The following is a 22952-nucleotide window of genomic DNA, read 5'->3' on the forward strand; positions in this document are numbered from 1 at the left end:
GGAAACGGACGACTCCGGCAATGGCGATAGGTCTCTGCTCTCGCCCCTTATCAACCCAGGAAATCCTCTGCATGAGAGGGTTTCGATACATCTCCTCTTAACGAACCAGTGCCAGCTGCTGTTGATAGCGATCATTACGTTCCTGCCGAATACGCTCCAGAAATCTATCAGCTGTTTCTAATTGATCAGTGTAAGTCTCCCGCCATTTTTCAGTTAGCTTGCCTTCAAAAGCAGATTTTAAAACTGACTGACGATACACCTTGAGCTGCTCTTTAGCTACTTGCAAATATTCGACACCTTTGTCGATTTCAGAGAATAGTTCCTCGATTTTATCTACAATTTTTCTTTGTTCATTAAGTGACGGTATCTGAATATTCAGCTTATAAACATCATCTCTATTAAGACCAGGAATGGCTGTAGATTTATCTAATTTTGACAAATTTAAGGAAATAAGCAGATGATATGCAAACTTAAAGTTTATTTCGCTAGGAACTCGCACAAAATATGTAGTGTCAATTGCCCAAAAATTCTTTTCAGAGGCATAGACTTCACCAACAGAACCCTTACGGCCGACGATTAAAGCAGGCCCCTCAACTAAATATTCATCGTGGTGGCCAATTATGCCACTTGAGCCCAAAACTGGATATTGACCTGATTCATTTCTGTAAGTCTTTGTTAATGCTTTCCCATATTCAAATCTAAAGATGTCTCCAAACTTGGCAGATACCCATGAATTGGCAAAATCATTATCAGGATCTTTTTTAAGATGATTTGCCTCATTCATAGCCATTTACGGTTTGTATTTTCAACAACATTGAAATCAAAATCATCTCTTCAAGTCTCAGAAAAATCTGAAAAACTTAATGATCATTACTTTTTATCGTGCTGCATCTTTCAAAATCGCCATTCAAATGATGTCTATATCTGTGTTGAAATAGTCATGAATTAGTTTATCCCATATTCCAGTAATATCAAGTTTTGGCTCCTGTAAAATTTGGTATTCTTTTTATGGCTTAGCCGATGATTTTCATTGCTCTTGAAACAGAAAACACCTTCTCTAAATTCCGTGCCGAAGAAGTATGGTTATCCGCCGATAACAGGAAAAGGCGACTCAGGCATTGTTGCAACAGACCGACTCCCTTTGTACAGACTGGGCGGCTTTATCGGGTTGGGGTTCAGCCTTCAATGTTCCTATGGTCCTACTGATTGAGTACTGCGGCTGACGCTTGATCGCCTCTCTAGCCAATCCAAAAAACCCATTGGCTAGGTGTTCTCTTCAGATGGAAACCAGGTATGAGTAGGAGTTTGAGGTTAACGACTTGGTGCCAGGGTGGGCGGATAGGGCCTCATAGGTCAAGAACCGTAATGCCCTCTCCTAGTCAGTCCACTTACTGGGGTCTAAGACCTTGAAGTAGGTGTCGCCATCAAAGATACAGGCGATGAGCCAGCCCACAAAGAAGTGGCTATAGGCCTTTTCCCAAGTGTGCTTTAGTCGTAGGTCGCCAAACAGGCGGCGAACCTCGGGCTTAAAGTTCTCAACCTGAACCTGCGCCAAGTTCGACTCATGCATCCAGTTCCAAAGCTCGAATACCTCAGCTTTCAGCTCCCGGGTGCTGATTAAGCCTTGAGTTAGTGGTTTAGTGTGCAGCCTTTGCATACATAAAATGTGAGTCCGTCAGGTGGCGCTGTCTAATCCAAGTCGCCTAAGCCCTACAAGCCTCTAGTTTAAGGCTTGTGAAATCTGAGCACCCAAATGCTCTAGTGTCTTTTGGCGAGCATGGTCAGCCGCAGCTCTCGCAGACTCAGCCAAAATAGTGTCTGTATTGGGGGTAAGTTTTAGCGCCCCGCCAAGGTAGCCCAGAGCTTTGCAGTAGTAGTCGCTTAGGTTCTTCTAGGAACAGGCGCTTTACCGTCTGGTAATCGCCTTGCTGAAACGATTGGAGTGCTTGACGGTGGAGGTCGGTCTCAGGCTCTCCTAGAATCTCAAAGATGATAGCAGTGGCTGCGTTGACCTTCTCAGTCGTTAATTCTGCCACTGGAACGCTCATGGGGTTTAACCCTTAACTATCAGTGTGAGCATAGTACAGCTTGGTATATGTAGTACTAACGAATTATTTTTGGCAATTCTCCCCACGGCATTGGAACCATATCCTTACCAAAACATGGGAAGCATAAGCGTACCATGCAGCTTTGGAAGCATATCCTTACCAAACAGGTACGCTTATGGGTAAACGCACATGCGCCAGGCTTGACCTACTTAAGAGAATAATATGGAGCTAAGCGGATTCGAACCGCTGACCCCTTGCATGCCATGCAAGTGCTCTACCAACTGAGCTATAGCCCCTCATGCGTCAACTTTTTCGCTGAGCGCATCAACAATAGTGACCTAAGGGGGGTACCGTCGTCAACCCCAAATTTTCGCTGAGTTTTATTCGACGGTAGCGGTGAAGGGCTGCCATCCGCGATAGAGTCAGGAAGACTGTAGTATTCACGTGGCAATGGCAATGGTTTATCCTGGTTCTTCGTCTCCCCCCGATGCCGATGCGGTGCAGGATGTTTTGCTGCAGCTGCGGCGTAAAACGGGCACCTGGGTGCACTGGGCCCAGGGCTGCCAGGCGTTGCAAAAGGCGCGGTTCACCCCCCAGCAAATTTTTGAAGAAACCGGCTTTGAGCCCATCCACCAAAACCAGATTATGGTGGCGGAGCAGGTCTACCAATCCATTCTCAAGGCGGGGGTGACCGAGGCGACTGTGGCCCACTTTACCGAGCGGGGCAGTGATGCACTCTATGAGCTGCGGGTGCTCTCCCAAGGCGATCGCGCTGCCACCGCCGACTTTATTTTCCAGCACGGCCTCGACTCTGAAGAAGTGCGCGATCTGGTGAAGCCGATCAAAGAATATGCCTATCGTAAAGACAAACCCCAGGGCTTTGACGATGGGCCGGGAGATGCGATCGCCTACCACTTTTGGAAACTGGCCCGTCAAAAAGACGATCTGCAAGACCGATCGCGCCTGATTGCCCAGGGGCTGCGCTTTGCCCAAAGCCCCACCGCTCGCCAGCACATCGAAAAGTTGCTGACTGACTTTACTGTCGTCAAAGACCGCCCCGCCCCTCGGCTGCCCCTCTACCGACTCGAAACCGAAAGCGAGCTGCCGCGCATGATCCCCGTGGTGGGGCAGATGCCGCTGACGGTGGATGACCTCAAAGCCGTGCCCGTGGTGGTATCGGAAGAACCCTTCAGCATGGTCAGTGCCAACGGAGCCAGTGCTTGGATTGCGGTACCCGGCTGGCAGGTGATCTTTCGGGCCGAAGACCCGGTGGGCATTCTCATTCAGGCCCGGCAGTTGCCCAACTATCCCGCCGATGGAGCCGATGACACGGTGCTGGTGGTGGTCGATCGCAGCGATCGCACCTGGGACGACGACGGCTACGTTCTCACCGCCGAGGACGATCAGCTGACCCTGTCTTGGTCACCCAGCCCGCTTGAAACCCCCATCTTGGGCAAAATGATTCTCATTCTGCGGCCCAAGCGCATTTTGGATGAAAACTACAACCGCGAACTCTGGCAGCTAGACGAATAGGAGACAGCTATGGGCCTCGAACGACGTTTATCTCGCACCATGTTCTTGAATACCGAGATCGTGGAGCTGCGGCAGATGTGCTTTACCCCCGGTCGCGTGTTTGAACCGGGCAAATATATCGCGGGCGATCTGCCCGACACCGCCTTTGAGATGGGCCTGGTAGACAAGCTGCCGCCAGTGCGGGGCAAGAGTGAGGAGATTGGGGACGCGCCGGGTGAAGCGGACGGCGAGAGAAGCTGAGGAAGGTAGGGGAGATGGGGAAGATGAGGGGATGAAGAGGCAAAGGGATGTCAACGCACAGTGACTTTCCGGATCTAGCCGCGCCCACCTTTACTGCGGCGGCCCTTGGAGGAAGAATTCTCGGCAACGGCATATCTGGGGATCTGCTAGGGGTAGCGATCGCAACGCTGATCACCTATCACCATCCCTTCTACAACCAGCCTATCCAGACCATAGCTCAGACGGCGCAGCTGGTGCTCCTATACATCGAGTAGCCCATCGTACGCTCCACGGCTACAACCTGCTCAACGTGACCCTGACCGACGGCGACGTGCTCTACCTGACCATGCCCGCCAACCGATGGACTGCCTGCAATACACCCCGACCGCAGTCACAGAGGAGATGAGAGGGTGAAACCGAGGGAGAAGCGATCGCCTAATTTCTAAGGTCTCAGCAACGGTTGATCCGGAGCCAGCTAAAGAGTTGCTCCGGGGTCAGCGATAACGACAGTCCTGGTAAGACTGGTAGCCCAGCATCTTCAGCCCATTCCTCGGGTAAGCGATCGGGGTGGTAGACCAGCACCACCCGTTCTTCAGGATCGATCAGCCAGCCCAGTTGCCCCCCGTGGCGTAGGCTGTGCAAAATCTTGCGCGTCACCTTCATCTGGCTCTGCTGGGGGGAAAGAATCTCAATAATCCAATTTGGGGCAATGCTAACGCCAGTGCTGACAATTTCACCATTCTCGTCAGCAGGGAGCTGGCTGTGTTTTAGCACAGCAATGTCTGGCACGATGGAGCGCCCACCAACAGTACAGCGTAGTTCGGTAAGGGCTTCATAGGGCGAATCAACAGCGTTATTGATGACGCTAACCAACCGCGATTGAATTCGACTGTGTTTTCCACCGGGCATCGGTTTCTGGGTAACCTCTCCCTGCACAAATTCCCACGCTGGCGACTCTTCAATATAAGGCAGCGTTAAAAACTGCTCTAGGGTCAACCGTTGAGGTAAGGCAACAGTCATGACGATGGCCCTCGCTAACCGTCAACTGCCTGAATTGTAGCTTTCTGAAATCCTCACGTTTAGCCGCCCGCTACAATATTCCCATTAACTATCGACCACCATGGGGCGCACACCCACCCTTACCTACGATCGCGGCACCCTGATCCTGCATCCACCACCGCGAGGCAAAAGCTGGGTAGACTTCGCCCACTGGGACGATCGCATTGAGAAATTCCGCATCCCTGCTCAGCAGTACCGCGCTCTGGTCGAAACCCTGCGAGCCGAGCAAGTGCCCTTCAACGATCAGGCCCACACCTTTAAGCCGCTAGAGCTTGATCCCCAACTAAGCTTGAAACCCTATCCTCATCAAACCGAAGCCCTCCAGGCCTGGATCGACCAGCGCTGGCGTGGTGTGGTGGTGCTGCCTACCGCCAGCGGCAAAACCTTCCTAGCCCAGATGGCCATGCAGGCCACGCCTCGACCCACGCTAATTACCGTGCCGACGCTCGATCTCATGCACCAATGGTATGCCCATTTAGAAGCGGCCTTTCCCGATGTGGAGGTGGGGCTTTTAGGCGGGGGATCAAAGGATCGCACACCGATCTTAGTAGCCACCTACGACAGCGCCGCCATTCACGCCGAGAGCCTAGGCAACCAATATGCCCTGCTGATCTGCGACGAGTGCCATCACCTACCCAGCGACTTTAACCGGGTGATTGCTGAATATTCCATCGCGCCCTACCGGCTGGGGCTCACCGCCACCCCCGATCGCGCCGATGGTCGCCACGACGATCTCAATCATCTGCTGGGGCCAGTGGTTTATGCCAAGTCAGCAGCGGATCTGTCGGGGGATGCCCTAGCCCCGTTTCAGATTGTGCCGATTAGAGTGAAGCTTTCGAACCAGGAGCGATCGCGCTACGACCAGCTAATCGCCCAGCGCAACTGCTTTTTGCAGGAAGCCAACATCTGGCTCAGTTCAGCCCAGGGGTGGCAGCGATTTGTCCGAGCCAGTGCCCAATCCCCAAGCGGGCGGCGGGCGATGCTGGCCCACCGAGAGGCGAGGGCGATCGCCCTGGGCACCGAAGGCAAGCTGCGAGTGCTCGCCGACCTGCTAGCTCAGCATCACCCCGATCGCACGATCATATTTACAAACGACAATGCCACTGTTTACCACATCTCCGAGACCTTTTTGATCCCCGCTATTACCCACCAAACTCCAGTCAAAGAGCGCCACGCCATCCTCCAAGATTTCCGCAATGGCCAGTACCCTACCCTGGTAGTCAGCCACGTACTCAACGAAGGGGTAGATGTGCCCGAGGCGCGGGTGGCTATCTTGCTGTCGGGCAGCGGCTCCACCCGCGAGTATGTGCAGCGGCTGGGGCGCATTTTACGCAAGGGCAGCGGCAACAAGCAGGCGATGCTATACGAAGTTGTGGCCGAAGAAACCACCGAAGAAGCCATTTCTAGCCGTCGCCGTCAGGGGGTACAAGCGTCGCCAGCTGGTCCTCGCCAGCTAGAGCTAGTGCCGGTGAAGCCGGTCTATAGCGCTGATCCCCTACCGGCCGTGCCGCGAGCAGCAGAAGCACCACCCCTACCTCCCCCCGAGCCAGCTTAAACCCTGCTCTATGCCACAAAAATAATCCCAAAGATAGTGGACACAGGTGTGCTCAGAAAGCTCCTCAAACGCTATCTTAGTAGTAAGCTAAAGTCTTGCTGGAAGAGGGTTATCGGCGATCGCGCCCCAACCTCACATCGGAGCTTTGCCCACGGCTTAATACCGCGTTTGTTGACCTTGGGCTTCCCCCCACAGCCCTACGTGTCGGGTTTTGCCCTAGTTAACGAGAGTTAAGTAACGAGCTAGGTAAGCCTGGTGGTCGAGTTGTTTGGCCCGCTGTAGTGATAGAGCAGGCCAGCAACCCGCCTCTTACTGCCAGATTTGAGCCTTAACTCCCATTAACTTGGGAACCAGCTCGCTTGGTTTCTCAAACTCTTAGCAGCGTAGCTGCACCTGTTTCATCGCTTTGGCGCTTGCCCCAGCGCCAAGCATTCCTGCTTTCTTAATCCCCACCTATCCTTCGATGAGTCACCTGTTTGCTACGGCTTTGCTCCTTACTCTTGGTATTGGTTCAGCGGGGCTGTTGACCGTCTCTGCCCAGCCGACCCAGGCCCAGGCTTTTAACTCCTTTGGCCCCTTGCAAACCGGACTGATGGGCACCAGTTCTGCGGTGCCAGCTCTCGACAACTACCTGGCTCAAGTAGAGACGCCCCTAGCAGTAGAAGCGGGGATCGCAGAGACTGGAGCTGCCTCTGCTAGTGAGCAAGGCCAGCCTTTAGATGCGATCGCCGCCACAATTTGCGCCAACCTACCGCAGTGGGAGCGCCCTTCGGCGATCGCTCAATCCAAGCAGCTAGAAGCCATACCTTACTACGGTGAAATACTCGATACCGATCCCATGGTCGAGCTGGCCAAAGCCTGGTGGAGTCACGAGATCTTTGTGTTTACCACCTACGGACTCAGCGCCCGCACCGATCCCCTTTACCTCTCTGGAGTGTGGACGGCGATGGATGACATGTGGGACTGCTACAGCGGCGATCAGCCCGAGCAGATTAACCAGGGTGAGCTAGCAGAAATGTGGCTGTTGCATCACCGCCTAGTCGACCTAGAATGGCAAGACAATCAGTACTTGGTCACCGTTGAGCCCATTGGCACTGGTCTACAACTGGTGCAGTTTCCCCGCCGCGAGAGCGGCCAGACTTTGCCTCTGAGCATTGTCTCCACCACAGGTCAGGCTCTGGCGGTAATGTCTGGCGATTGGTGATCCCCACCGATACATGTATATAGGAGAAAGCCCCCAACTCAATTGAATCGGGGGCTTTCTCCTATTCTTTACGGGCTCTAGCCGAATCCGTTAGTTCCCTGAGCCTCTCGGTTGGATTGGGGAAAACGACGTTTGCTCCTACAAAGTGGCTCGTTTTTGAATCAAGACTATTAAGTCGAGCATGGAATGAGGATCGTTCCTAGAGCCAAAAATTCAAAAGTTCTAGAGGGCGGGAGGAGCGGCGGCCACATTGAGCCAGCCCGCACTCAGCACTACCGTCAGGCCCATAAATAGCACGGTTAATGTCCAAGTGACGCGGTTGAGGGTAGTTTCAGCGCTTTTGGTGCTGGTAAATAGCTGGGCCTGACCGCCTAGGCCACCCAAACCATCGCCCTTGGGGCTGTGCAGCAGCACCATGCCCGTGAGGCCCACGGCAGCAACCATCCAGATAACTTTCAAAATTGTGGTGACTATCATCGCGTTCCTAGACTAACCTGCTCAAAATAACGCCCACTCTTTTTACTATACCCCAAGCCTCCCAGCCCTTCTAAATTCCCCTTAGGCCAGCACTAGAGGGAGAGCTTGACCGGGGTGCGGTTGTTGCGAATTTCCATATCGGCGGGCAGAAACATTGATCGCCCGGTCATTTCCTGGGGCTGGGGCAGACCCAAAATTTGCAGAATGGTGGGGGCAATGTCAGACAGCCGCCCATCCTCACGCAGGTTAACATCACCACCGTAGGCAGGCACCTTGAGCTTCTCGCCTTCAACCAAAATAAACGGCACCGGGTTGGTGGTGTGGGCAGTCCAGGGCTTGTGGTTTTCGTCCCACATCAGCTCGGCGTTGCCGTGATCAGCAATGATAATGGCGGTGCCGCCAGCCTTGCCAATGCCGCCAATTAGGCGGCCCAGCTCGTAGTCAACGGCCTGGAGAGCCGTGATCGTGGAGTCCATTTTGCCGGTGTGACCCACCATGTCGGGGTTGGCGTAGTTGATCACCACTAGAGAATAAATCCCCTTTTTAATAGCAGCTAGGGCGGTGTTGGTTACCGCCTCCGCCGACATGGCTGGAGCCTTATCGTAGGTCGCTACCATGGGGCTAGATACCAGCTCCCGGTCTTCGCCCTTTAGGGGTTCTTCCAGACCGCCGTTAAAGAAGTAGGTGACATGGGCGTACTTTTCGGTTTCGGAAGTGCGAAACTGCTTGAGCCCGTTGTTGGCCACTACTTCGCCCAAAATGTTGCTCAGGTTTTGAGGCTGAAAGGCCACCTTTACCGGCATCTCTGGGTCGTACTGGGTCATAGTGACGAAGTTAGGCGGAGCGATTAGCTCCCGCTCAAAGCCTTTAAAGTTGGGGTCAACTAGAGCCTGGGTCAGTTGGCGAGCACGATCGGGGCGGAAGTTAAAGAAGATCACGCCGTCCTCTGGGGCGATCGCCCCCGGAGCCAGCCGCACTGGCTCGACAAATTCGTCGTTGATCTCCTGGTCGTAGGATTCCAGTAGAGCTTCCATGGCGGTTTTGCCGCTGCCCTCACCGGGATCGGTCATCACCCGGTAGGCCTTCTCGACGCGATCCCAGCGGTTGTCGCGGTCCATGGCGTAGTAACGACCGCTAAGGGTGACCAGGCGACCTAGACCTAGCTGATCAACGTAGTCTTGAATTTTTTGTACTGCCACCTGGGCTTCGGTAGGCTTGGTATCACGGCCGTCAGTGATGACATGAACGCAAACTTCGTGAATGTCTTGGGCCTTGGCCATTTCCAGCAGACCAAACAGGTGCGAGAGGTGAGAATGTACCCCCCCCTCAGAACACAGCCCCACTAGGTGCAGCTTGCTGTTGCGGTAGCGCACCGCCTGACACACCTCTAGCAGGGCCTCATTTTCTTGCAGAGTGCCGTCTTCTACGGCGTCAGAGATACGCACCAATTCTTGAGGCACAATGCGCCCTGCACCAATGTTGAGGTGACCAACTTCGGAGTTGCCCATCTGACCGTCAGGCAGCCCTACATCCTTGCCTGAGGTACGAATCAGGGTGTGGGGATAAGCCGCCCACAGGCTGTCCATAACCGGAGTCTTTGCGGCAGCGATAGCGTTACCGTCGGTGTTTTCCCGATATCCCCAGCCGTCGAGAATGATTAAAACCATCGGCGGGATTGACGCTTGACTCATAGGTAAGAATCCTTGGGAGTTGGACTAACGTCTCAGCAATCATACTATCCAGAAATTTGGCCCCAATCTGAGCTGGGACGGTGCTGGAATAGCTCTCTAAAGACTCACTTACAGGCGATCGCGCTGGGCAGATGCGTTCGCTCAGTGCTGCAAGAACATGCTCACAACACAGAAAGCTAGCAACTGTACTCTAGACCCAGCCTAGTCACGTTCTATAGGCATACGGCCAGGCCAAAGTGCAATTTAAGAACTTTTTTATAAATTGCATATTACTCTACATCTGCGTCATTTTGTAGCGCCTGCTTTGCGCTTGGTCTGCTGTTGCTGACGCTTGGCATCGGCCTTGGCCTTCTTCTCAGCCTCAAGGGCAGCCCGCTTTTTGGCTTCGGCCTCTTCAGCCACTTTATCGAGATAGTAGTGATAATCTCCCCGGTATAACCGCAGCTCGCCATCGCGAATTTCTACAATTTTGGTGGCCACTCGGGAGATAAAGTAGCGATCGTGGGAGACCAACAGCACCGTGCCGTCGTAGTGCTGGAGGGCCTCTTCCAACATCTCTTTGGCGGGAATATCCAGGTGGTTGGTGGGCTCGTCGAGCATCATCAGGTTGGCAGGGCGCAGCAGCATTTTGGCCAGGGCCAAGCGAGCTTTTTCGCCGCCGCTGAGGGCCTTGACCTGCTTAAAGGCCATGTCGCCCGTGAACAGAAAGCGCCCCAGAAGAGTGCGCACTTCTTCGTTGGTCCAGTCGGGCACTTCGTCGTGGATGGTGGCGATGACGGTTTTTTCGAGATCGAGAGCTTCGGCCTGGTTTTGCTCAAAATAGCTGGGGATCACGTTGTGGTTACCCACTTCGACCTGACCGTCCGTGGGGGTTTCAAGCCCGGCGATCATCCGTAGCAGGGTCGATTTGCCTGAGCCGTTGTGGCCGAGGAAAGCGATGCGATCGCCCCGCTCAATCAATAAATTTGTCCCTAAAAACAGGATCTTCTCGTCGTAGCTGTGGGTGAGATCGCTGATGGTGACCACCTCGCGGCCGCTGCGAGGCGCGGGGGGAAAGCGGAAGTGCAGGGTGCGCACGCTGCCAGTGGGGGCCTCAATGCGCTCGACTTTATCCAGCTGTTTCTCGCGGCTTTTGGCCTGGGTGCTGCGGGTGGCGCTAGCCCGAAAGCGATCGACAAAGGCCTGCTGCTTGGCAATTTCTTTTTGCTGGCGCTCAAAGGTACTGAGCTGGGCGGCTAGGCTTTCTTCTTTCTGAGTGAGGTAGGCGGTGTAATTGCCCAGATAGGTGGTGGAAACACCGCGCTCGGTCTCAACGATCTGAGTGCAGAGGCGATCGAGAAACTCGCGGTCGTGGGAGACAATCACCATGGGAGTGGTGAGCTTTTTGAGGTAGCCCTCGAGCCACTCAATGGTGTCGAGGTCAAGGTGGTTGGTAGGCTCGTCGAGCAGCAGCACGTCGGGAGCCTGCAGCAAGATTTTGCCCAAGCCCATGCGCATCTGCCAGCCGCCGCTAAACTCACTGACGTAGCGATCGCCGTCGCTGGCCTCAAAGCCCATCTCGGGCAAAATTTTCTCAATTTTCGACTCTAGCCCATAGCCGCCCAAGGCATCGAATCGCCGCTGCTGCTTGTCGAGTTCATGGATTAAGCGATCGAGCTCGTCAGGATCGGCGGTCTCCATCAGCGTCGGGATGTGGTGCAGTTTTGACTGTACGTCGTTGGCCTCTTTAAATACTGTCCAAAATTCGTCGCGCACTGTGTGACTGGGGTCAACCTCAAACTCCTGGGAGAGGTAGGCGATTTTGAGGTCAGCGGGACGAATGATGGTACCCGTAGTGGGCTCGATCTTACCGGTAATGATTTTGAGCTGGGTCGATTTGCCGGCACCGTTGACGCCGACGAGACCGATGCGATCGCCCGGCTTCACCTCCCAGTTCACGTCCTTGAGAACCTCCCCAGTGGGGTAAATCTTGCTGATGTGCTCTAAACGCAGCATGGGCGGCTCCAAAGGCAGGGAGTAAACGAATCTTTACCAAAGGTAACGAAAAATGGGCCCAGGTTGTCGACTCTTGCGCTATCTGGCTAATTCATCTTTCAGAGAAAAATCAGTCCGTTGCTGTGCTTGTGGAAAAAGATAAAAAAAGGACGCAGCCTAGCTGCGTCCTCGTTGCTTCATCGGTAGGGCTTTAGCCCCCAAAGTAACTACTGACTACTTCTTCATGTCCTTGGCCATTTTGCGGAACATGTCGAGGTTGGTATCGACCTTGCGGCGCTCGGCGCTAGCATCCTTCTTAACAGCGGGTTGAACAGAAACTTCAGACGAGGCAATCTTTTGCACAGACGCGCCCTGTTCTTGCAGTCGTTTGGCCTCTAGAGCGGAAATTTGCCGAACGCTTTCTATTTCTACAGTTTCACCCCGCTTTTTGGCGAAGGTGCGCCGCACGGTTTTAGACGAGCGCATGTACTCGATGTTGCCATAGCTCTTGGCGTCGTCATCGCTCAAGAAATAAGCCCCCCCCACCTGCTTGATGGTGGGCTGTTGAGGAGCGGGCTGTCGCACGGGGCGGTCTGCTTCTCCAGGGTTCTTAGCTTTGCCGCCAAACAGCCCGCGAATAAATCCAGTCATGAAGCTCTCCTGCGTCTGTAAATAGTAGGGTCGAGTGAGCCAAGCCCGCGGGCAAAGCGCCCCTGAGCAGGGCAAATGGCCAGACTGGACTTAGCTGAAGGTTTGTTATTACTATGTTAACTTTTGTTGGCGGAAAAACTGGTAGCAAATTGGTCTAATCCGCGTTTTGCATCAGGTTGGGCGTTTATGAGAGCGGTTCCTGAGGTAAGCCGCAGCGCCTAGCAATTTCTAGAGCATGGAAGCAGGGCCAAGGCGAAGAAATACTAGAGTGGGTAAGGATGTTTTACCCACTTGCTATGGTCACTTCTCCGTCTTCGCCCTTTGCCGCCGCTGTGCCCGTCGATCGCATTCGCTACAATGACCAGGGGTTAGTGCCTGCCATTGTGCAAGACCACCTCGACGGCACTGTGCTAATGATGGCCTGGATGAATGCCGAATCGCTCCAGCGCACTCTAGATAGCGGCGAAACCTGGTTCTGGAGCCGATCGCGCCAAGAATTTTGGCACAAGGGCGCGACCTCGGGCCATGTGCAGCGGGTCAAGGCTATCCGCTACGACTGCGACAGTGATGCCCTGCTGATCACCGTGGAACAGCTAGGCAATATTGCCTGCCACACGGGCGAGCGCAGCTGCTTTCACCAGGTAGATGACCACAAAGTTGCCCCTCCCGCCGATACGCTGTCTCAAGTGTTTGGGGTGATCTGCGATCGCCGCGACCACCCTAACCCCGATTCCTACACCTGCAAGCTGCTGGCCGGAGGCGACAACAAAATTCTCAAAAAGATTGGCGAAGAAGCCGCTGAGGTGGTGATGGCCTGTAAGGATGATGACGCCGATGCGATCGCCGGAGAAGCCGCCGATCTGATGTATCACACCCTAGTTGCCCTGGCCCACCATGGGGTTGATATTAAGGACGTGTACCGCAAGCTTCAGGAGCGGAGGCGGTGAAGAAGGGGAAGGTTTTGAGTTCTTAGTTCCTGACGTACAGCTTTAATTCAAAACTCAAAATTCAAAGCTTCCCTAAACCAGTGGCGTCTTCGACGGGATCCCCGGCAGGCGCGGAAACTTGTCTGGCGTGCGCTCTGTCTTGGTGAGAATGACGTTGTGGCGAACGCCCTGGGTGATAGGTGTGGTCTGCGATCGCACCTCCACCATCTTGCCACCCAGACGCGGCAGGATGGCTGTCAAGCCAGCCTCTTCTTCTGCCGACCACTGGCCTCGGTAGAGGATGGCTTGGCCTCCCAGAGTTAACAAAGGCAGGGCATACTCGGCACAGGTGTTGACGGGGCCAACGGCCCGCAGCAGAGCGAGGTTATAGGCTTCGCGGTGAGTGGGCTGGTGGGCCACCTGTTCGGCTCGCTGGGGCAAAAAGCTAACGTTGGCGATCCCCAGCCCCTCACAGACGGTTTCTAGGGCGGCGAGCTTTTTGCGGGTGGCATCGAGCAGGGCGATCGCCCAGTGAGGAAATACCAGCGCCACTGGCAGGCCAGGGAAGCCGCCACCGGTGCCAACGTCAACCACCTTCAGCGCGCTGGCACTGGATCCCTCGCTTAGCCACGGGGCTACACCCTGAAGCGAATCCCACAGGTGCTTTTCCCAAAAATCCTCAGGGGTGGTGATGCGGGTCAAGTTGACCTGCTGGTTGGCCGTCAGAATGGCGTCGTAGAGCAGCTGGAAATTCTGCTGCTGGCGATCGCTGGGCTGCCAGTGCAGCGTGCTCTGCCAGCGATCGCTGTAGGAAGGTAACACGTCCATAAATTCCTAAATTACCTATCCGGCGGTGGTCGAAAGGGTTGTCGTCGGCACCGGAGCCAGACGGCCATGGTCGAGATGCCAGCAGCGATCGGCGAGATCGGCCAGCTCATCAGCATCGTGAGACACCACCAGCAGCGTCCAGTTCTGTTTGAGCTGCTTGAGCAGCGCAATAATTTGCTGACGCATCGACCAGTCTAGGCCGGCGGTGGGCTCATCAAGCAGCAGCAGATAGGGCTTGCGAATCAGCTGTACGGCTAGAGCCAGGCGGCGCTGCTGCCCGCCGCTGAGGGCATGGGGCGCTGCCTTGAGAGGAAGCTGCTCTAACCCCACCGCCTGCAACGCTTGCTCAATCTGGTTACGGGCCATTTCTGGATGACCCAAGCGCAGTTCTTCCAGCAGGCTGTGCCCGCAAAAGTGGCGTTCAGGAAACTGAAACACCAGCCCGGCCAGCTGCCGCAGTGCCTCCGGGTCAAGGTCTTGCTGCCGCCACTGAATCGTGCCCTGAGTAGGCTGGGCAAAGCCCGCCATCAGCTCTAGCAGCGTGCTCTTGCCCGACCCGCTCGGTCCGTAGATCAACCCTAGCTGCTGGGGCGCTAGCTCCAGGGAAATATCCTGCAAAATGGCCCTGGGGCTGGCCGGGGGGTGATAGGTCAGTTGGCGAAGATAGAGCATTCCACCCGCACAGAAAACAGCAGACAAGTTAACCAGATGCTGCGAAACCCGGTACGGCTACCATGGCTGATAGCCAATACCTTCTCCAGTGTGCCTTACTGGGTTGCCATTGGTAGAGGCCGAGGCCAGTTTGACGAGAGCTGGGCCAGTGTAGCTTCTGTAACATTACCGCTGCCAACCCCCAAGCAATTCGCCACAATTGGGCCAGCAGGTATCACGATGTTTGATTGAGCAGGCATCTCTCCCTCCGAGTCATACTGTTCCGTTTTGATGTTCAGGTCGTAAGGGGTAATTTATTCATGGTTTTTCACGTTCGCCTGGCTCCACCTCGATTGAGTTCGCGCCTAAAAGCACTGTCTGCTGGTGCTCTCACCACAGCCTTTTTAGCGCTTGCTCCCCTGTCAGCCCATGCTGGGGATCCGTTTCGCCCCAACGATCCCCACGAAATTGGCGACAAGACTGAGGCCGTTTTTAACGCGCTCTTCTATGAAGGCAACTACACCGCAGCCCAGTCTTTGGTTGGGCAGGCGATCGCGGCTGAGCCCGATGAGCCGATGAACTACGCCATCGCGGCGGCGCTTGGCTACCTCAACCAAGATTTAGACAAGCTGGCCGAACAGGCCCGCCTCACTCAGCAAACTGCCACCGTCCTCAAAGAAACAGACCCCCTGCGTGGCCACCTCTACACCTCTGTAGGCATTTTTATGGAAGGTGCCCATGTTCTCCAAACTCAGGGGATCGCTCGCGGCACGCCCTCGGCCCTGCGCCTGCTGCAGCGCGTCTTTAGCGAGCTAGCGGCCGCCGAACGCATTGACGCCAACGACCCAGAACTCAGCCTGCTCAAAGGCTTTATGGATTTGCTGTTAGCGGTCAACCTGCCCTTTGCTAACCCTGATCAGGCGATCGCCCGATTGCAAAACGGCAGCCCTGCTTATCTCTCCCACCGGGGTGTTGCCATTGGCATGCGTGACCTAGGGCGCTATGACGAAGCACTGGCCGAAGTCGATAAGGCGCTAACCGCCGCCCCCAACAATCCTGATTTGATCTATCTCAAGGCTCAAATCCTGTTTTTGCAGCAGAAGTATGACGCCAGCCTGCCCCTATATAAGTCGGCGTTGACCTACGCGGATCAGCTGCCAGCCTCGACTGTGCAGCAAATTGCCCTTGAGGCCTGCCAGGCTGAGGGAATCCCTGGAGAGGTCTGCGTCGAGCGATCGCGCAATCCCGAGCTCTAGCCCCCACGACTTCGGGTAACTTAAGCCCTATGCTGAGTAATGCAGTATGGGGCTTTACTATGCAGGTTGAATTTCGCGAGTGCGACTTCTTTAACCTTTGGATCTGGCTCAAATTTGAAACCGTGCCCTCCACCATGGAGCAGCAGTACATCGACGAAGTCTTTTCGTCGTGGTTCTTTTTGGGCAAGCTGGGGGGGTTTAACGCCGAAAACCTTCAGGTGCAAGATACGGGCCTTGATATCAGCTACCTCCCCTACAACGAAGAGCAGCTAAGCAACAGCATGCTCTCGGTGATGCACAACATGGGAGAAGTCGAGTATCAAGGGCTTTGGGCCCGCTGCTGGCTCGATCTGGGCACCAGCGATGCCTTGGCAGTCGATGTTTTGATCAACACCCTACAGCAGTTTAGCCGTGAGTATGTGGTGATTGAGACCTGCTACATCGGCGGTGAAAACTCTGACTGGCCGATTCCGGGCAGTGGGCAGCCTGAGTTTGTTGACGACGACGCCTAGCCCATCGCTCTGACCTTGGCAGTACCCAATAACCAGTAAAAAGGGGATACCTGATGGCATCCCCTTTTTTGCAGCACGATGGCTGCGATTCTCGCAGCGTATAGCCTACGGCATTCTAGAAACGGGAACCGACTCGGAACGAGTATTCGTTCCAGAATCGCCCAGTTTAGCCCCTAGCGAAACATGCTGCTAACGGAGCTTTCTTCGTGAATGCGCCAGATAGCTTCGCCCAGCAGATTTGCCATCGACAGCACCGTCAGCTGCGGAAACTGCCGCGCGGCCGTCATCGGGATCGTATTGGTGACAATCACTTCTTCAAACAGCCCCGCCGATAGACGCTCCACCGCCGGGGGAGAAAACACCGCATGGGTGGCGCAGGCATATACCTGGCGAGCCCCTTCCCGTTTGAGCAGGCGGGCCCCCTCACAGATGGTGCCAGCGGTGTCGATCATGTCGTCAACCAGCACGGCCGTTTTGCCCCGCACGTCGCCCACCACGTTCATCACTTCTGCCACGTTGTGGGCCTGACGACGTTTGTCGATAATCGCTAGAGGTGCGTCGTTGAGCTTTTTGGCAAAGGCGCGGGCGCGGGCTACTCCACCCACGTCAGGGGAGACCACCACCAAATCTTCTAGTTTCTTGCTGGAGATGTAGTCGATTAGCACCGGGGTGCCGTAGACATGATCGCAGGGAATATCGAAGTAGCCCTGAATTTGAGCGGAGTGTAGATCGATCGCCAAGATTCGGCTAGCCCCGGCCTTGGTCATCAGGTTGGCCACAAGTTTGGCAGTAATTGACTCACGCCCGGCTGTCTTGCGATCGGCCCGCGCATAGCCATAGTAAGGAATCACTGCCGTGATCTGCCGCGCCGAAGCCCGTCTACAGGCGTCGATCATAATTAGCAGCTCCATCAGGTGATCATTCACCGGAGAGCAGGTGGGCTGAATCAGATACACATCACAGCCGCGAATCGACTCTTGAATCTGAATATAGACTTCGCCATCGGCAAAGCGCTTACGCACCATAGGTCCAAGGTCTAGCCCTAGGTAGCGGGCCACTTCGCGCGCCAAGTCGACGTTGGCCGAACCGGAAAAAAGTTTGAGTCGGTTGTTATCTCCAAAGTGCGGCAGCGACGGAGTTTGCATCGGCAAAGTGGCGGAACGGATCACATCAGGCCCTCTGAGCATGTTCACCTAGGAAATCGTAGCATTCCAGTCTCAGAAGCTTCTGAGCAATTATCCTGAAAATGCTGTTGTGCCATGCCGCTTGAGCATGCCCTAAGGCCAGCGTTCCCTCGCAGGGCAAACCGCTATCCTGAAGCGCATGGCACTCAAATATCTTAATGAGTGATGGCATTTTGTCAGGGGATTCACCACATTGCGATCATCTGTAGCGACTACGCCCAGTCTAAGCAGTTTTATACCCAGGTGCTAGGCTGCGCTGTGGTACGAGAAACCTATCGAGCCGAGCGCCAGTCCTACAAGCTTGACCTGCGCCTAGCCGATGGAATTCAGATTGAGCTGTTTTCCTTTCCCCACCCGCCGCCTCGTCCGTCACAGCCAGAGGCCCGAGGTCTGAGGCATCTAGCCCTAGTCGTTGAGGATTTAGAGGCGGCTATTGAGTACCTTCACGCTTGTCAGGTGACAACAGAAGAAATCCGGCTAGATGAATTAACGGGCAAACGCTTTGTCTTTTTTCAAGACCCTGACCAACTACCCATCGAGCTGTATGAGCGCTAACTAAAACTCGTCGGTCAGCCACTCTGAGGCGCGTTCCCCCAGGGGGAGGAGAATGCTGACGGCTTTGCCGAGACGAGGGCGATCGCGCGTTTCGGCAATCTGCTGCTGCACATACTCCACCTGTCCCCACTCGTGTAGATAGAGGATGACCTGATTGAGGTGGGCCAGATACTCCTCTTCGCTAAGGGGAAACGATACCTGTTCGAGGTATCGCCACATCACCTGGAGAAAAATCTTGCCCTGGGTGCGCCGAAACTGAATATCAAAGGAGTAGCCCCACTTGTCTATCAATAACGCTTGTAAATCTGCCCCCGTCACGCCCCCACCTCTGCTTTAGCTACCGTTGCCACATATACATTTCTTTACGATACGCCCTATCGGTCAACCTCCCCTATGTCGAGGCTTCAGCAGCCAAAAATGGGCATAATAGCAGGAATAAACGAGCGCTCTTGGATTTTGAGGCTCTTTTAACCACCTAAAGTGTTTTCGTATCGCTTTTTCTAGTTTATACCTTCTTTCTCTGCGGTTTAGGGAGCAGGACCGGGCGATCGCCCCTTTGCTTTTACTTTCAGCAGGGATTTTCTGAGAACAGCAAGGTGCAATAATACGATTGGTAAAGCTAAAGGCGTGGTCAGCGACATCGGGACTGCTCCACATTGGTGCCCCGTAAAGGGTTTGCCGGGCTAGCGTAACGGATCATGCATCCGCTTGCTGATCCCTGCTCAGCTACCGCCGTTAATAGCTGTTATTCATTTGAAACAGGTATACCAGTCTGGATTATGACTCAAGTTTCTGGAACCTCCGATGTCCCTGATTTGGGGCGCCGCCAATTTATGAACCTGCTGCTGCTGGGGGCCGCCTCTGGGGCCGTTGGGGGCATGCTCTATCCCGTTATTAAATATTTCATTCCTCCCTCTAGTGGTGGCGGCGGTGGTGGGGTAACCGCCAAAAACGAGCTGGGCAATGATGTGATTGCCAGCCAGTTTGTGTCGACTCACAACCCCGGCGATCGCGTTCTGGTGCAAGGCCTCAAAGGCGACCCCACCTACCTGGTAATTCAGGAAAGTGGTTCCCTAGAGAGCTACGGAATCAGCTCTATCTGCACCCACCTGGGCTGTGTAGTACCCTGGAACGCCAGCGAAAACAAGTTCATGTGTCCGTGCCACGGATCTCAGTACGATGCCACAGGCAAGGTCGTACGAGGCCCAGCACCGCTGTCTTTGGCCTTGGCCCACGCCGACGTCACTGATGACGACAAAGTTACCCTCAGCAATTGGACTGAAACCGACTTCCGCACTGGCGACTCGCCCTGGTGGGCCTAGACTGAGCCCGTGCTTTGGCCAACTGCAGCGCCATACACCCGTTGACATCACCCCAGTTGACATAACTTTTGAACGCATGAATAGACTCACTTCGTTAATCAACGGCCTGCGCCCCCTCGCTATTACCTGCGCCGCCGTGCTGACGGTGTTTGCGGGCTGGCTGGCGGTTCCTCAGGCCGCCGAGGCGTATCCCTTCTGGGCCCAAGAAAATTACGCCGTCCCGCGTGAGGCCACCGGCCGGATTGTGTGCGCCAACTGTCACCTAGCGGCCAAGCCCACCAAAGTAGAAGTGCCCCAGGCCGTTCTACCCGATTCTGTATTTAAGCTCAAGGTGGAAATTCCCTACGACCTCAGCACCCAGCAGGTGTTGGGCGACGGTAGCCGGGGCGGCCTCAACGTCGGTGCTGTGGTGGTTCTCCCCGAGGGCTTCAAGATCGCTCCCGCCGATCGCATCTCTGAGGAGCTCAAGGAAGAAGTTGGCAACACCTACTTCCTGCCCTACAGCGACACCCAGGAAAACATTGTTCTGGTCGGCCCGCTGCCTGGCGAGCAGTACCAGGAAATTGTGTTCCCCGTGCTGGCCCCCGACCCCGGTCAAGACAAGTCGGTTGCCTTTGGCAAGTATCAAATTCATGTTGGCGGCAACCGCGGTCGTGGCCAGGTCTACCCCACCGGCCAGGCCAGCAATAATACCGTTTACAACGCCACTGTGACCGGCACCGTCACAGACGTTGAGCCCCAGGCTGCCGGTGGCTACCAGGTCACCATCCAGGCAGACGCAGGCAACACCGTGACCGAGACCATTCCCGCTGGCCCTGAGCTGCTTGTGGCTGAGGGTGACGCAGTGGAAGCCGGCAAACCCCTGACCACCAACCCCAACGTGGGCGGCTTTGGCCAGATGGATGCCGAAATTGTGCTGCAAAGCCCCAACCGCATCAAAGGTCTAGTGGCCTTTGTGGCTGCGGTGATGCTGACCCAGATCATGCTGGTACTGAAGAAGAAGCAGGTTGAGAAAGTTCAGGCTGCTGGCATGACCATGTAGACCACTTACAGCCTGGTTGCTAAACGTCATCGAGTTTCTCGACGATAGGAAAAAGGGACGTCAGTGGCGTCCCTTTTTTACGGCCTGAATTTAGGCGGATAGCTGTCGTCAGGAGTCTGTTGAATAAGCTACAATTGTTAAGTATTTTTGCATATTCGAAACTCGTCTTGAGCTTCCTCACGTTTGGCGCTCCGGGGTAGTTTCGTCGCCCGCTTATTATCGCCAAGGTTTTACACAGTTATGACGCTTCCCATTCGCAACGTTGCAATTATTGCCCACGTTGACCACGGCAAAACCACTCTGGTAGATGCCCTGCTAAGGCAGTCCGGCATTTTTCGCGAAGGGGAAGCCGTAATTGACTGCGTGATGGACTCCAACGACCTAGAGCGTGAGCGGGGCATCACCATTCTGTCTAAGAATACCGCCGTTCACTACGGTGAGACGTTGATCAACATCATCGACACCCCTGGCCACGCCGACTTTGGTGGCGAGGTGGAGCGGGTGCTGGGCATGGTTGACGGCTGCATTCTGATTGTAGATGCCAACGAAGGCCCCATGCCCCAAACTCGGTTTGTGCTCAAGAAAGCACTGGAGAAAGGGCTGCGCCCCATTGTTGTAGTTAATAAGATCGACCGTCCCCAGGCCGATCCCCATGGTTCGGTTGATAAGGTGCTGGATTTATTTCTAGAGCTGGGGGCCGACGACGATCAGTGCGAATTTCCCTACCTGTTTGCCTCAGGGATATCGGGCTACGCCAAGACCAAGATCGAAGACGAAGGCACAGACATGAAGCCGATGTTTGAGGCTATTCTCGACCATGTGCCGCCTCCGATTGGCGATCCTGAAAAGCCTCTGCAAATTCAGGTGACAACCCTCGATTACTCTGAGTACCTAGGCCGTATTGTAATTGGCAAAATTCACAATGGGGTAATCAACGCCGGGCAGCAGGCTGCTTTGGTGAGAGAAGACGGCAGCTTAGTAAAGTCTAAAATCTCTAAGCTGCTGGGCTTTGATGGCCTACGGCGTATTGAGATTGAAACCGCCTCGGCGGGTCACATTGTGGCGGTGGCGGGCTTTGCCGATGCCAACATTGGTGAGACCATCACTTGCCCCACCAACCCCCAGGCACTGCCGCTAATCAAGGTCGACGAGCCGACCCTACAGATGACCTTTGTGGTCAACGACTCCCCCTTTGCGGGGCAAGAGGGGACCTTTGTCACCTCACGGCAGCTGCGCGATCGCCTCATGCGTGAGCTTGAGACTAACGTGGCGCTGCGGGTCGAGCCGACCGACTCTCCCGATCGCTTTTCAGTGGCGGGCCGAGGTGAGTTACACCTGGGCATTTTGATTGAGACTATGCGCCGTGAGGGGTATGAGTTTCAGGTCACCCAGCCTCAGGTGATTTACCGTGAAGTCAACGGCCAGCCCTGTGAACCCTACGAATTACTGATGCTCGACGTGCCCGAAGAGGGTGTGGGCGGCTGCATGGAGCGGATTGGCCAGCGCCGGGGTGAGCTGCAAGATATGCGGGTCATGGGCGATGGTCGCGCCACGATGGAGTTTGTGATTCCAGCGCGGGGCCTAATTGGCTTCCGCGGTGAGTTCATGCGTCTGACTCGCGGTGCAGGCATTATGAACCACAGCTTCTCAGACTATCGCCCCCTCTGTGGTGAGATTGAGGCGCGCCGCAATGGGGTGCTGATCGCCTTTGAAGAAGGGGTGGCTACCTTCTATGCCCTTAAGAATGCTGAAGACCGAGGGATATTTTTCATTACCCCTGGTACGAAGGTTTACAAGGGCATGATTGTCGGCGAACACAACCGCAACCAGGATCTCGACCTCAACATCTGCAAGAGCAAGCAGCTCACTAACCACCGAGCCGCTGGCGGCGACGAACTGGTGCAGCTGCAAACCCCCATAGACATGAGCCTGGAGCGAGCTCTAGAGTACATTGGCCAAGACGAGCTGGTGGAAATCACGCCCGAGTCTATCCGGCTGCGCAAGCTGTCTAAGAAGCTGGCTAAGCGCTAAGTCGGTGTTGCGACAGCTCGCAATGGAGCTGCTTAAAAGTTGAGAGAGCTGAACGGATACCCTAGCTGAGCTAGGTCCTCGCTTAGCCTCGCCAAAGCGTCTACATCTCGCTGGCCCTCTCTGGCAGAGCGCTAGGATGTAGACGCTTTTAGTTTGTAAAAACGCTGGCTGGGTCGTCGCAGTGGCTGGGTACGCTGAAGCAGAGTCGCCAGCGGCGCTATAGAGGAAACAGGT

23 protein-coding genes, 1 tRNA gene and 1 pseudogene are annotated in these 22952 nt (G+C 55.0%); 12 read left to right on the forward strand and 13 right to left on the reverse strand.

The genetic code is table 11. The features are described from left to right. Positions 1-97: 97 nt before the first annotated feature. The 4 genes from H6F57_RS14860 to H6F57_RS14875 all read right to left on the reverse strand — a co-directional run bounded on the left by H6F57_RS14860 (position 98) and on the right by H6F57_RS14875 (position 2344). On the reverse strand, positions 98-784 hold the full coding sequence (locus H6F57_RS14860) for a restriction endonuclease subunit S (protein ID WP_190624633.1): 687 nt from the start codon (positions 782-784) through the stop codon (positions 98-100). Between the two features lie 591 nt (positions 785-1375). Further along, positions 1376-1555: a hypothetical protein gene (locus tag H6F57_RS14865; RefSeq protein WP_190624632.1), complete on the reverse strand. Its 180-nt coding sequence runs from the start codon at positions 1553-1555 to the stop codon at positions 1376-1378. A 247-nt stretch (positions 1556-1802) separates the two neighbouring features. After that, positions 1803-2048: a hypothetical protein gene (locus tag H6F57_RS14870; RefSeq protein WP_199289448.1), complete on the reverse strand. Its 246-nt coding sequence runs from the start codon at positions 2046-2048 to the stop codon at positions 1803-1805. A 223-nt stretch (positions 2049-2271) separates the two neighbouring features. Continuing rightward, a tRNA-Ala gene (locus H6F57_RS14875) sits at positions 2272-2344 on the reverse strand. A gap of 154 nt (positions 2345-2498) precedes the next feature. On the opposite strand from H6F57_RS14875, the gene H6F57_RS14880 reads away from it, so the two are divergent. The 3 genes and pseudogenes from H6F57_RS14880 to H6F57_RS28390 form a co-directional block, all read left to right on the forward strand. Next, positions 2499-3581 (forward strand): RuBisCO accumulation factor 1, encoded by a 1083-nt coding sequence (locus H6F57_RS14880; protein ID WP_242024726.1) that lies wholly within the window; start codon positions 2499-2501, stop codon positions 3579-3581. Between the two features lie 9 nt (positions 3582-3590). Then, a complete protein-coding gene (locus H6F57_RS14885; RefSeq protein WP_190624631.1) occupies positions 3591-3821 on the forward strand; it encodes a hypothetical protein in 231 nt (76 codons plus the stop codon). Positions 3822-3892: 71 nt separating this feature from the next. Continuing rightward, positions 3893-4214 (forward strand): annotated as a pseudogene (locus H6F57_RS28390) (potassium channel protein); the annotation flags it as partial. A gap of 36 nt (positions 4215-4250) precedes the next feature. Here the strand turns inward: H6F57_RS28390 and H6F57_RS14895 are convergent. Beyond that, the gene (locus H6F57_RS14895) at positions 4251-4820 is read right to left on the reverse strand and encodes a Uma2 family endonuclease (RefSeq protein WP_190624629.1); all 570 of its coding nucleotides are present in this window, start codon (positions 4818-4820) and stop codon (positions 4251-4253) included. A 100-nt stretch (positions 4821-4920) separates the two neighbouring features. On the opposite strand from H6F57_RS14895, the gene H6F57_RS14900 reads away from it, so the two are divergent. Both H6F57_RS14900 and H6F57_RS14905 read left to right on the forward strand, forming a co-directional pair. Then, positions 4921-6414: a DEAD/DEAH box helicase family protein gene (locus tag H6F57_RS14900; RefSeq protein WP_190624628.1), complete on the forward strand. Its 1494-nt coding sequence runs from the start codon at positions 4921-4923 to the stop codon at positions 6412-6414. Positions 6415-6877: 463 nt separating this feature from the next. Beyond that, on the forward strand, positions 6878-7618 hold the full coding sequence (locus H6F57_RS14905; protein ID WP_190624627.1) for a hypothetical protein: 741 nt from the start codon (positions 6878-6880) through the stop codon (positions 7616-7618). Between the two features lie 222 nt (positions 7619-7840). Here the strand turns inward: H6F57_RS14905 and secG are convergent, their stop codons facing one another. The 4 genes from secG to H6F57_RS14925 form a co-directional block, all read right to left on the reverse strand. Further along, positions 7841-8095: a preprotein translocase subunit SecG gene (secG, locus tag H6F57_RS14910; RefSeq protein WP_190624626.1), complete on the reverse strand. Its 255-nt coding sequence runs from the start codon at positions 8093-8095 to the stop codon at positions 7841-7843. Positions 8096-8187: 92 nt separating this feature from the next. Further along, entirely contained in the window at positions 8188-9786 is a 1599-nt protein-coding gene (gpmI, locus tag H6F57_RS14915) for a 2,3-bisphosphoglycerate-independent phosphoglycerate mutase (RefSeq protein WP_190624625.1), read from the reverse strand. Positions 9787-10071: 285 nt separating this feature from the next. After that, complete coding sequence (locus H6F57_RS14920; RefSeq protein WP_190624624.1) at positions 10072-11781, reverse strand: ATP-binding cassette domain-containing protein; 1710 nt, start codon at positions 11779-11781, stop codon at positions 10072-10074. 213 nt (positions 11782-11994) lie between these two features. Then, entirely contained in the window at positions 11995-12411 is a 417-nt protein-coding gene (locus tag H6F57_RS14925; protein WP_190624623.1) for a hypothetical protein, read from the reverse strand. Positions 12412-12707: 296 nt separating this feature from the next. Between H6F57_RS14925 and hisIE the strand changes: the two genes are divergently transcribed. Beyond that, entirely contained in the window at positions 12708-13358 is a 651-nt protein-coding gene (gene hisIE / locus H6F57_RS14930) for a bifunctional phosphoribosyl-AMP cyclohydrolase/phosphoribosyl-ATP diphosphatase HisIE (protein WP_190624622.1), read from the forward strand. A 72-nt stretch (positions 13359-13430) separates the two neighbouring features. Here the strand turns inward: hisIE and rsmG are convergent, their stop codons facing one another. Beyond that, positions 13431-14165, reverse strand: a complete 735-nt coding sequence (gene rsmG / locus H6F57_RS14935; protein WP_190624621.1) for a 16S rRNA (guanine(527)-N(7))-methyltransferase RsmG — start codon at positions 14163-14165, stop codon at positions 13431-13433. Positions 14166-14180: 15 nt separating this feature from the next. After that, entirely contained in the window at positions 14181-14837 is a 657-nt protein-coding gene (locus H6F57_RS14940; RefSeq protein WP_190624620.1) for an energy-coupling factor ABC transporter ATP-binding protein, read from the reverse strand. A 299-nt stretch (positions 14838-15136) separates the two neighbouring features. On the opposite strand from H6F57_RS14940, the gene H6F57_RS14945 reads away from it, so the two are divergent. Then, entirely contained in the window at positions 15137-16072 is a 936-nt protein-coding gene (locus tag H6F57_RS14945) for a Sll0314/Alr1548 family TPR repeat-containing protein (protein WP_199289447.1), read from the forward strand. Between the two features lie 59 nt (positions 16073-16131). Continuing rightward, positions 16132-16584, forward strand: coding sequence for a DUF3531 family protein (locus H6F57_RS14950; RefSeq protein ID WP_190624619.1), 453 nt, complete (start codon positions 16132-16134; stop codon positions 16582-16584). Positions 16585-16757: 173 nt separating this feature from the next. Here H6F57_RS14950 and H6F57_RS14955 read toward each other — a convergent pair whose 3' ends face one another. Further along, positions 16758-17729: a ribose-phosphate pyrophosphokinase gene (locus H6F57_RS14955; RefSeq protein WP_190624618.1), complete on the reverse strand. Its 972-nt coding sequence runs from the start codon at positions 17727-17729 to the stop codon at positions 16758-16760. Between the two features lie 204 nt (positions 17730-17933). Here H6F57_RS14955 and H6F57_RS14960 point away from each other — a divergent pair, with 204 nt between their 5' ends. Next, complete coding sequence (locus H6F57_RS14960; protein ID WP_190624617.1) at positions 17934-18323, forward strand: VOC family protein; 390 nt, start codon at positions 17934-17936, stop codon at positions 18321-18323. Here H6F57_RS14960 and H6F57_RS14965 read toward each other — a convergent pair whose 3' ends face one another. Then, positions 18324-18641: a DUF3067 family protein gene (locus H6F57_RS14965; protein WP_190624616.1), complete on the reverse strand. Its 318-nt coding sequence runs from the start codon at positions 18639-18641 to the stop codon at positions 18324-18326. It lies immediately after the preceding gene. Between the two features lie 461 nt (positions 18642-19102). Between H6F57_RS14965 and petC the strand changes: the two genes are divergently transcribed. The 3 genes from petC (at position 19103) to typA (ending at position 22718) form a co-directional block, all read left to right on the forward strand. Further along, positions 19103-19645 carry a cytochrome b6-f complex iron-sulfur subunit gene (gene petC, locus H6F57_RS14970; RefSeq protein WP_190624615.1) on the forward strand — a complete coding sequence of 181 codons (543 nt, stop codon included), beginning with the start codon at positions 19103-19105 and terminating at the stop codon, positions 19643-19645. A 76-nt stretch (positions 19646-19721) separates the two neighbouring features. Beyond that, positions 19722-20687, forward strand: coding sequence for a cytochrome f (petA, locus tag H6F57_RS14975; protein ID WP_190624614.1), 966 nt, complete (start codon positions 19722-19724; stop codon positions 20685-20687). A gap of 240 nt (positions 20688-20927) precedes the next feature. After that, positions 20928-22718, forward strand: a complete 1791-nt coding sequence (gene typA, locus H6F57_RS14980) for a translational GTPase TypA (protein ID WP_190624613.1) — start codon at positions 20928-20930, stop codon at positions 22716-22718. Positions 22719-22952: the final 234 nt, after the last annotated feature.

Origin of the sequence: Leptolyngbya sp. FACHB-60, from assembly GCF_014695775.1 — a bacterium.
Lineage (GTDB): Bacteria > Cyanobacteriota > Cyanobacteriia > Phormidesmidales > Phormidesmidaceae > Nodosilinea.

Bases quoted from the DNA above. Each gene is read 5' to 3' on its own strand.
- H6F57_RS14880 (WP_242024726.1), top strand. From the start codon at position 2,499: ATGGCAATGGTTTATCCTGGTTCTTCGTCTCCCCCCGATGCCGATGCG.
- H6F57_RS14870 (WP_199289448.1), bottom strand. From the start codon at position 2,048: ATGAGCGTTCCAGTGGCAGAATTAACGACTGAGAAGGTCAACGCAGCC.
- gpmI (WP_190624625.1), bottom strand. From the start codon at position 9,786: ATGAGTCAAGCGTCAATCCCGCCGATGGTTTTAATCATTCTCGACGGC.
- H6F57_RS14925 (WP_190624623.1), bottom strand. From the start codon at position 12,411: ATGACTGGATTTATTCGCGGGCTGTTTGGCGGCAAAGCTAAGAACCCT.
- petA (WP_190624614.1), top strand. From the start codon at position 19,722: ATGAATAGACTCACTTCGTTAATCAACGGCCTGCGCCCCCTCGCTATT.
- H6F57_RS14940 (WP_190624620.1), bottom strand. From the start codon at position 14,837: ATGCTCTATCTTCGCCAACTGACCTATCACCCCCCGGCCAGCCCCAGG.
- H6F57_RS14900 (WP_190624628.1), top strand. From the start codon at position 4,921: ATGGGGCGCACACCCACCCTTACCTACGATCGCGGCACCCTGATCCTG.
- H6F57_RS14895 (WP_190624629.1), bottom strand. From the start codon at position 4,820: ATGACTGTTGCCTTACCTCAACGGTTGACCCTAGAGCAGTTTTTAACG.
- rsmG (WP_190624621.1), bottom strand. From the start codon at position 14,165: ATGGACGTGTTACCTTCCTACAGCGATCGCTGGCAGAGCACGCTGCAC.
- H6F57_RS14945 (WP_199289447.1), top strand. From the start codon at position 15,137: ATGGTTTTTCACGTTCGCCTGGCTCCACCTCGATTGAGTTCGCGCCTA.
- H6F57_RS14860 (WP_190624633.1), bottom strand. From the start codon at position 784: ATGAATGAGGCAAATCATCTTAAAAAAGATCCTGATAATGATTTTGCC.
- H6F57_RS14955 (WP_190624618.1), bottom strand. From the start codon at position 17,729: ATGCAAACTCCGTCGCTGCCGCACTTTGGAGATAACAACCGACTCAAA.
- H6F57_RS14920 (WP_190624624.1), bottom strand. From the start codon at position 11,781: ATGCTGCGTTTAGAGCACATCAGCAAGATTTACCCCACTGGGGAGGTT.
- petC (WP_190624615.1), top strand. From the start codon at position 19,103: ATGACTCAAGTTTCTGGAACCTCCGATGTCCCTGATTTGGGGCGCCGC.
- hisIE (WP_190624622.1), top strand. From the start codon at position 12,708: ATGGTCACTTCTCCGTCTTCGCCCTTTGCCGCCGCTGTGCCCGTCGAT.
- secG (WP_190624626.1), bottom strand. From the start codon at position 8,095: ATGATAGTCACCACAATTTTGAAAGTTATCTGGATGGTTGCTGCCGTG.
- H6F57_RS14960 (WP_190624617.1), top strand. From the start codon at position 17,934: ATGGCATTTTGTCAGGGGATTCACCACATTGCGATCATCTGTAGCGAC.
- H6F57_RS14905 (WP_190624627.1), top strand. From the start codon at position 6,878: ATGAGTCACCTGTTTGCTACGGCTTTGCTCCTTACTCTTGGTATTGGT.
- H6F57_RS14885 (WP_190624631.1), top strand. From the start codon at position 3,591: ATGGGCCTCGAACGACGTTTATCTCGCACCATGTTCTTGAATACCGAG.
- typA (WP_190624613.1), top strand. From the start codon at position 20,928: ATGACGCTTCCCATTCGCAACGTTGCAATTATTGCCCACGTTGACCAC.
- H6F57_RS14950 (WP_190624619.1), top strand. From the start codon at position 16,132: ATGCAGGTTGAATTTCGCGAGTGCGACTTCTTTAACCTTTGGATCTGG.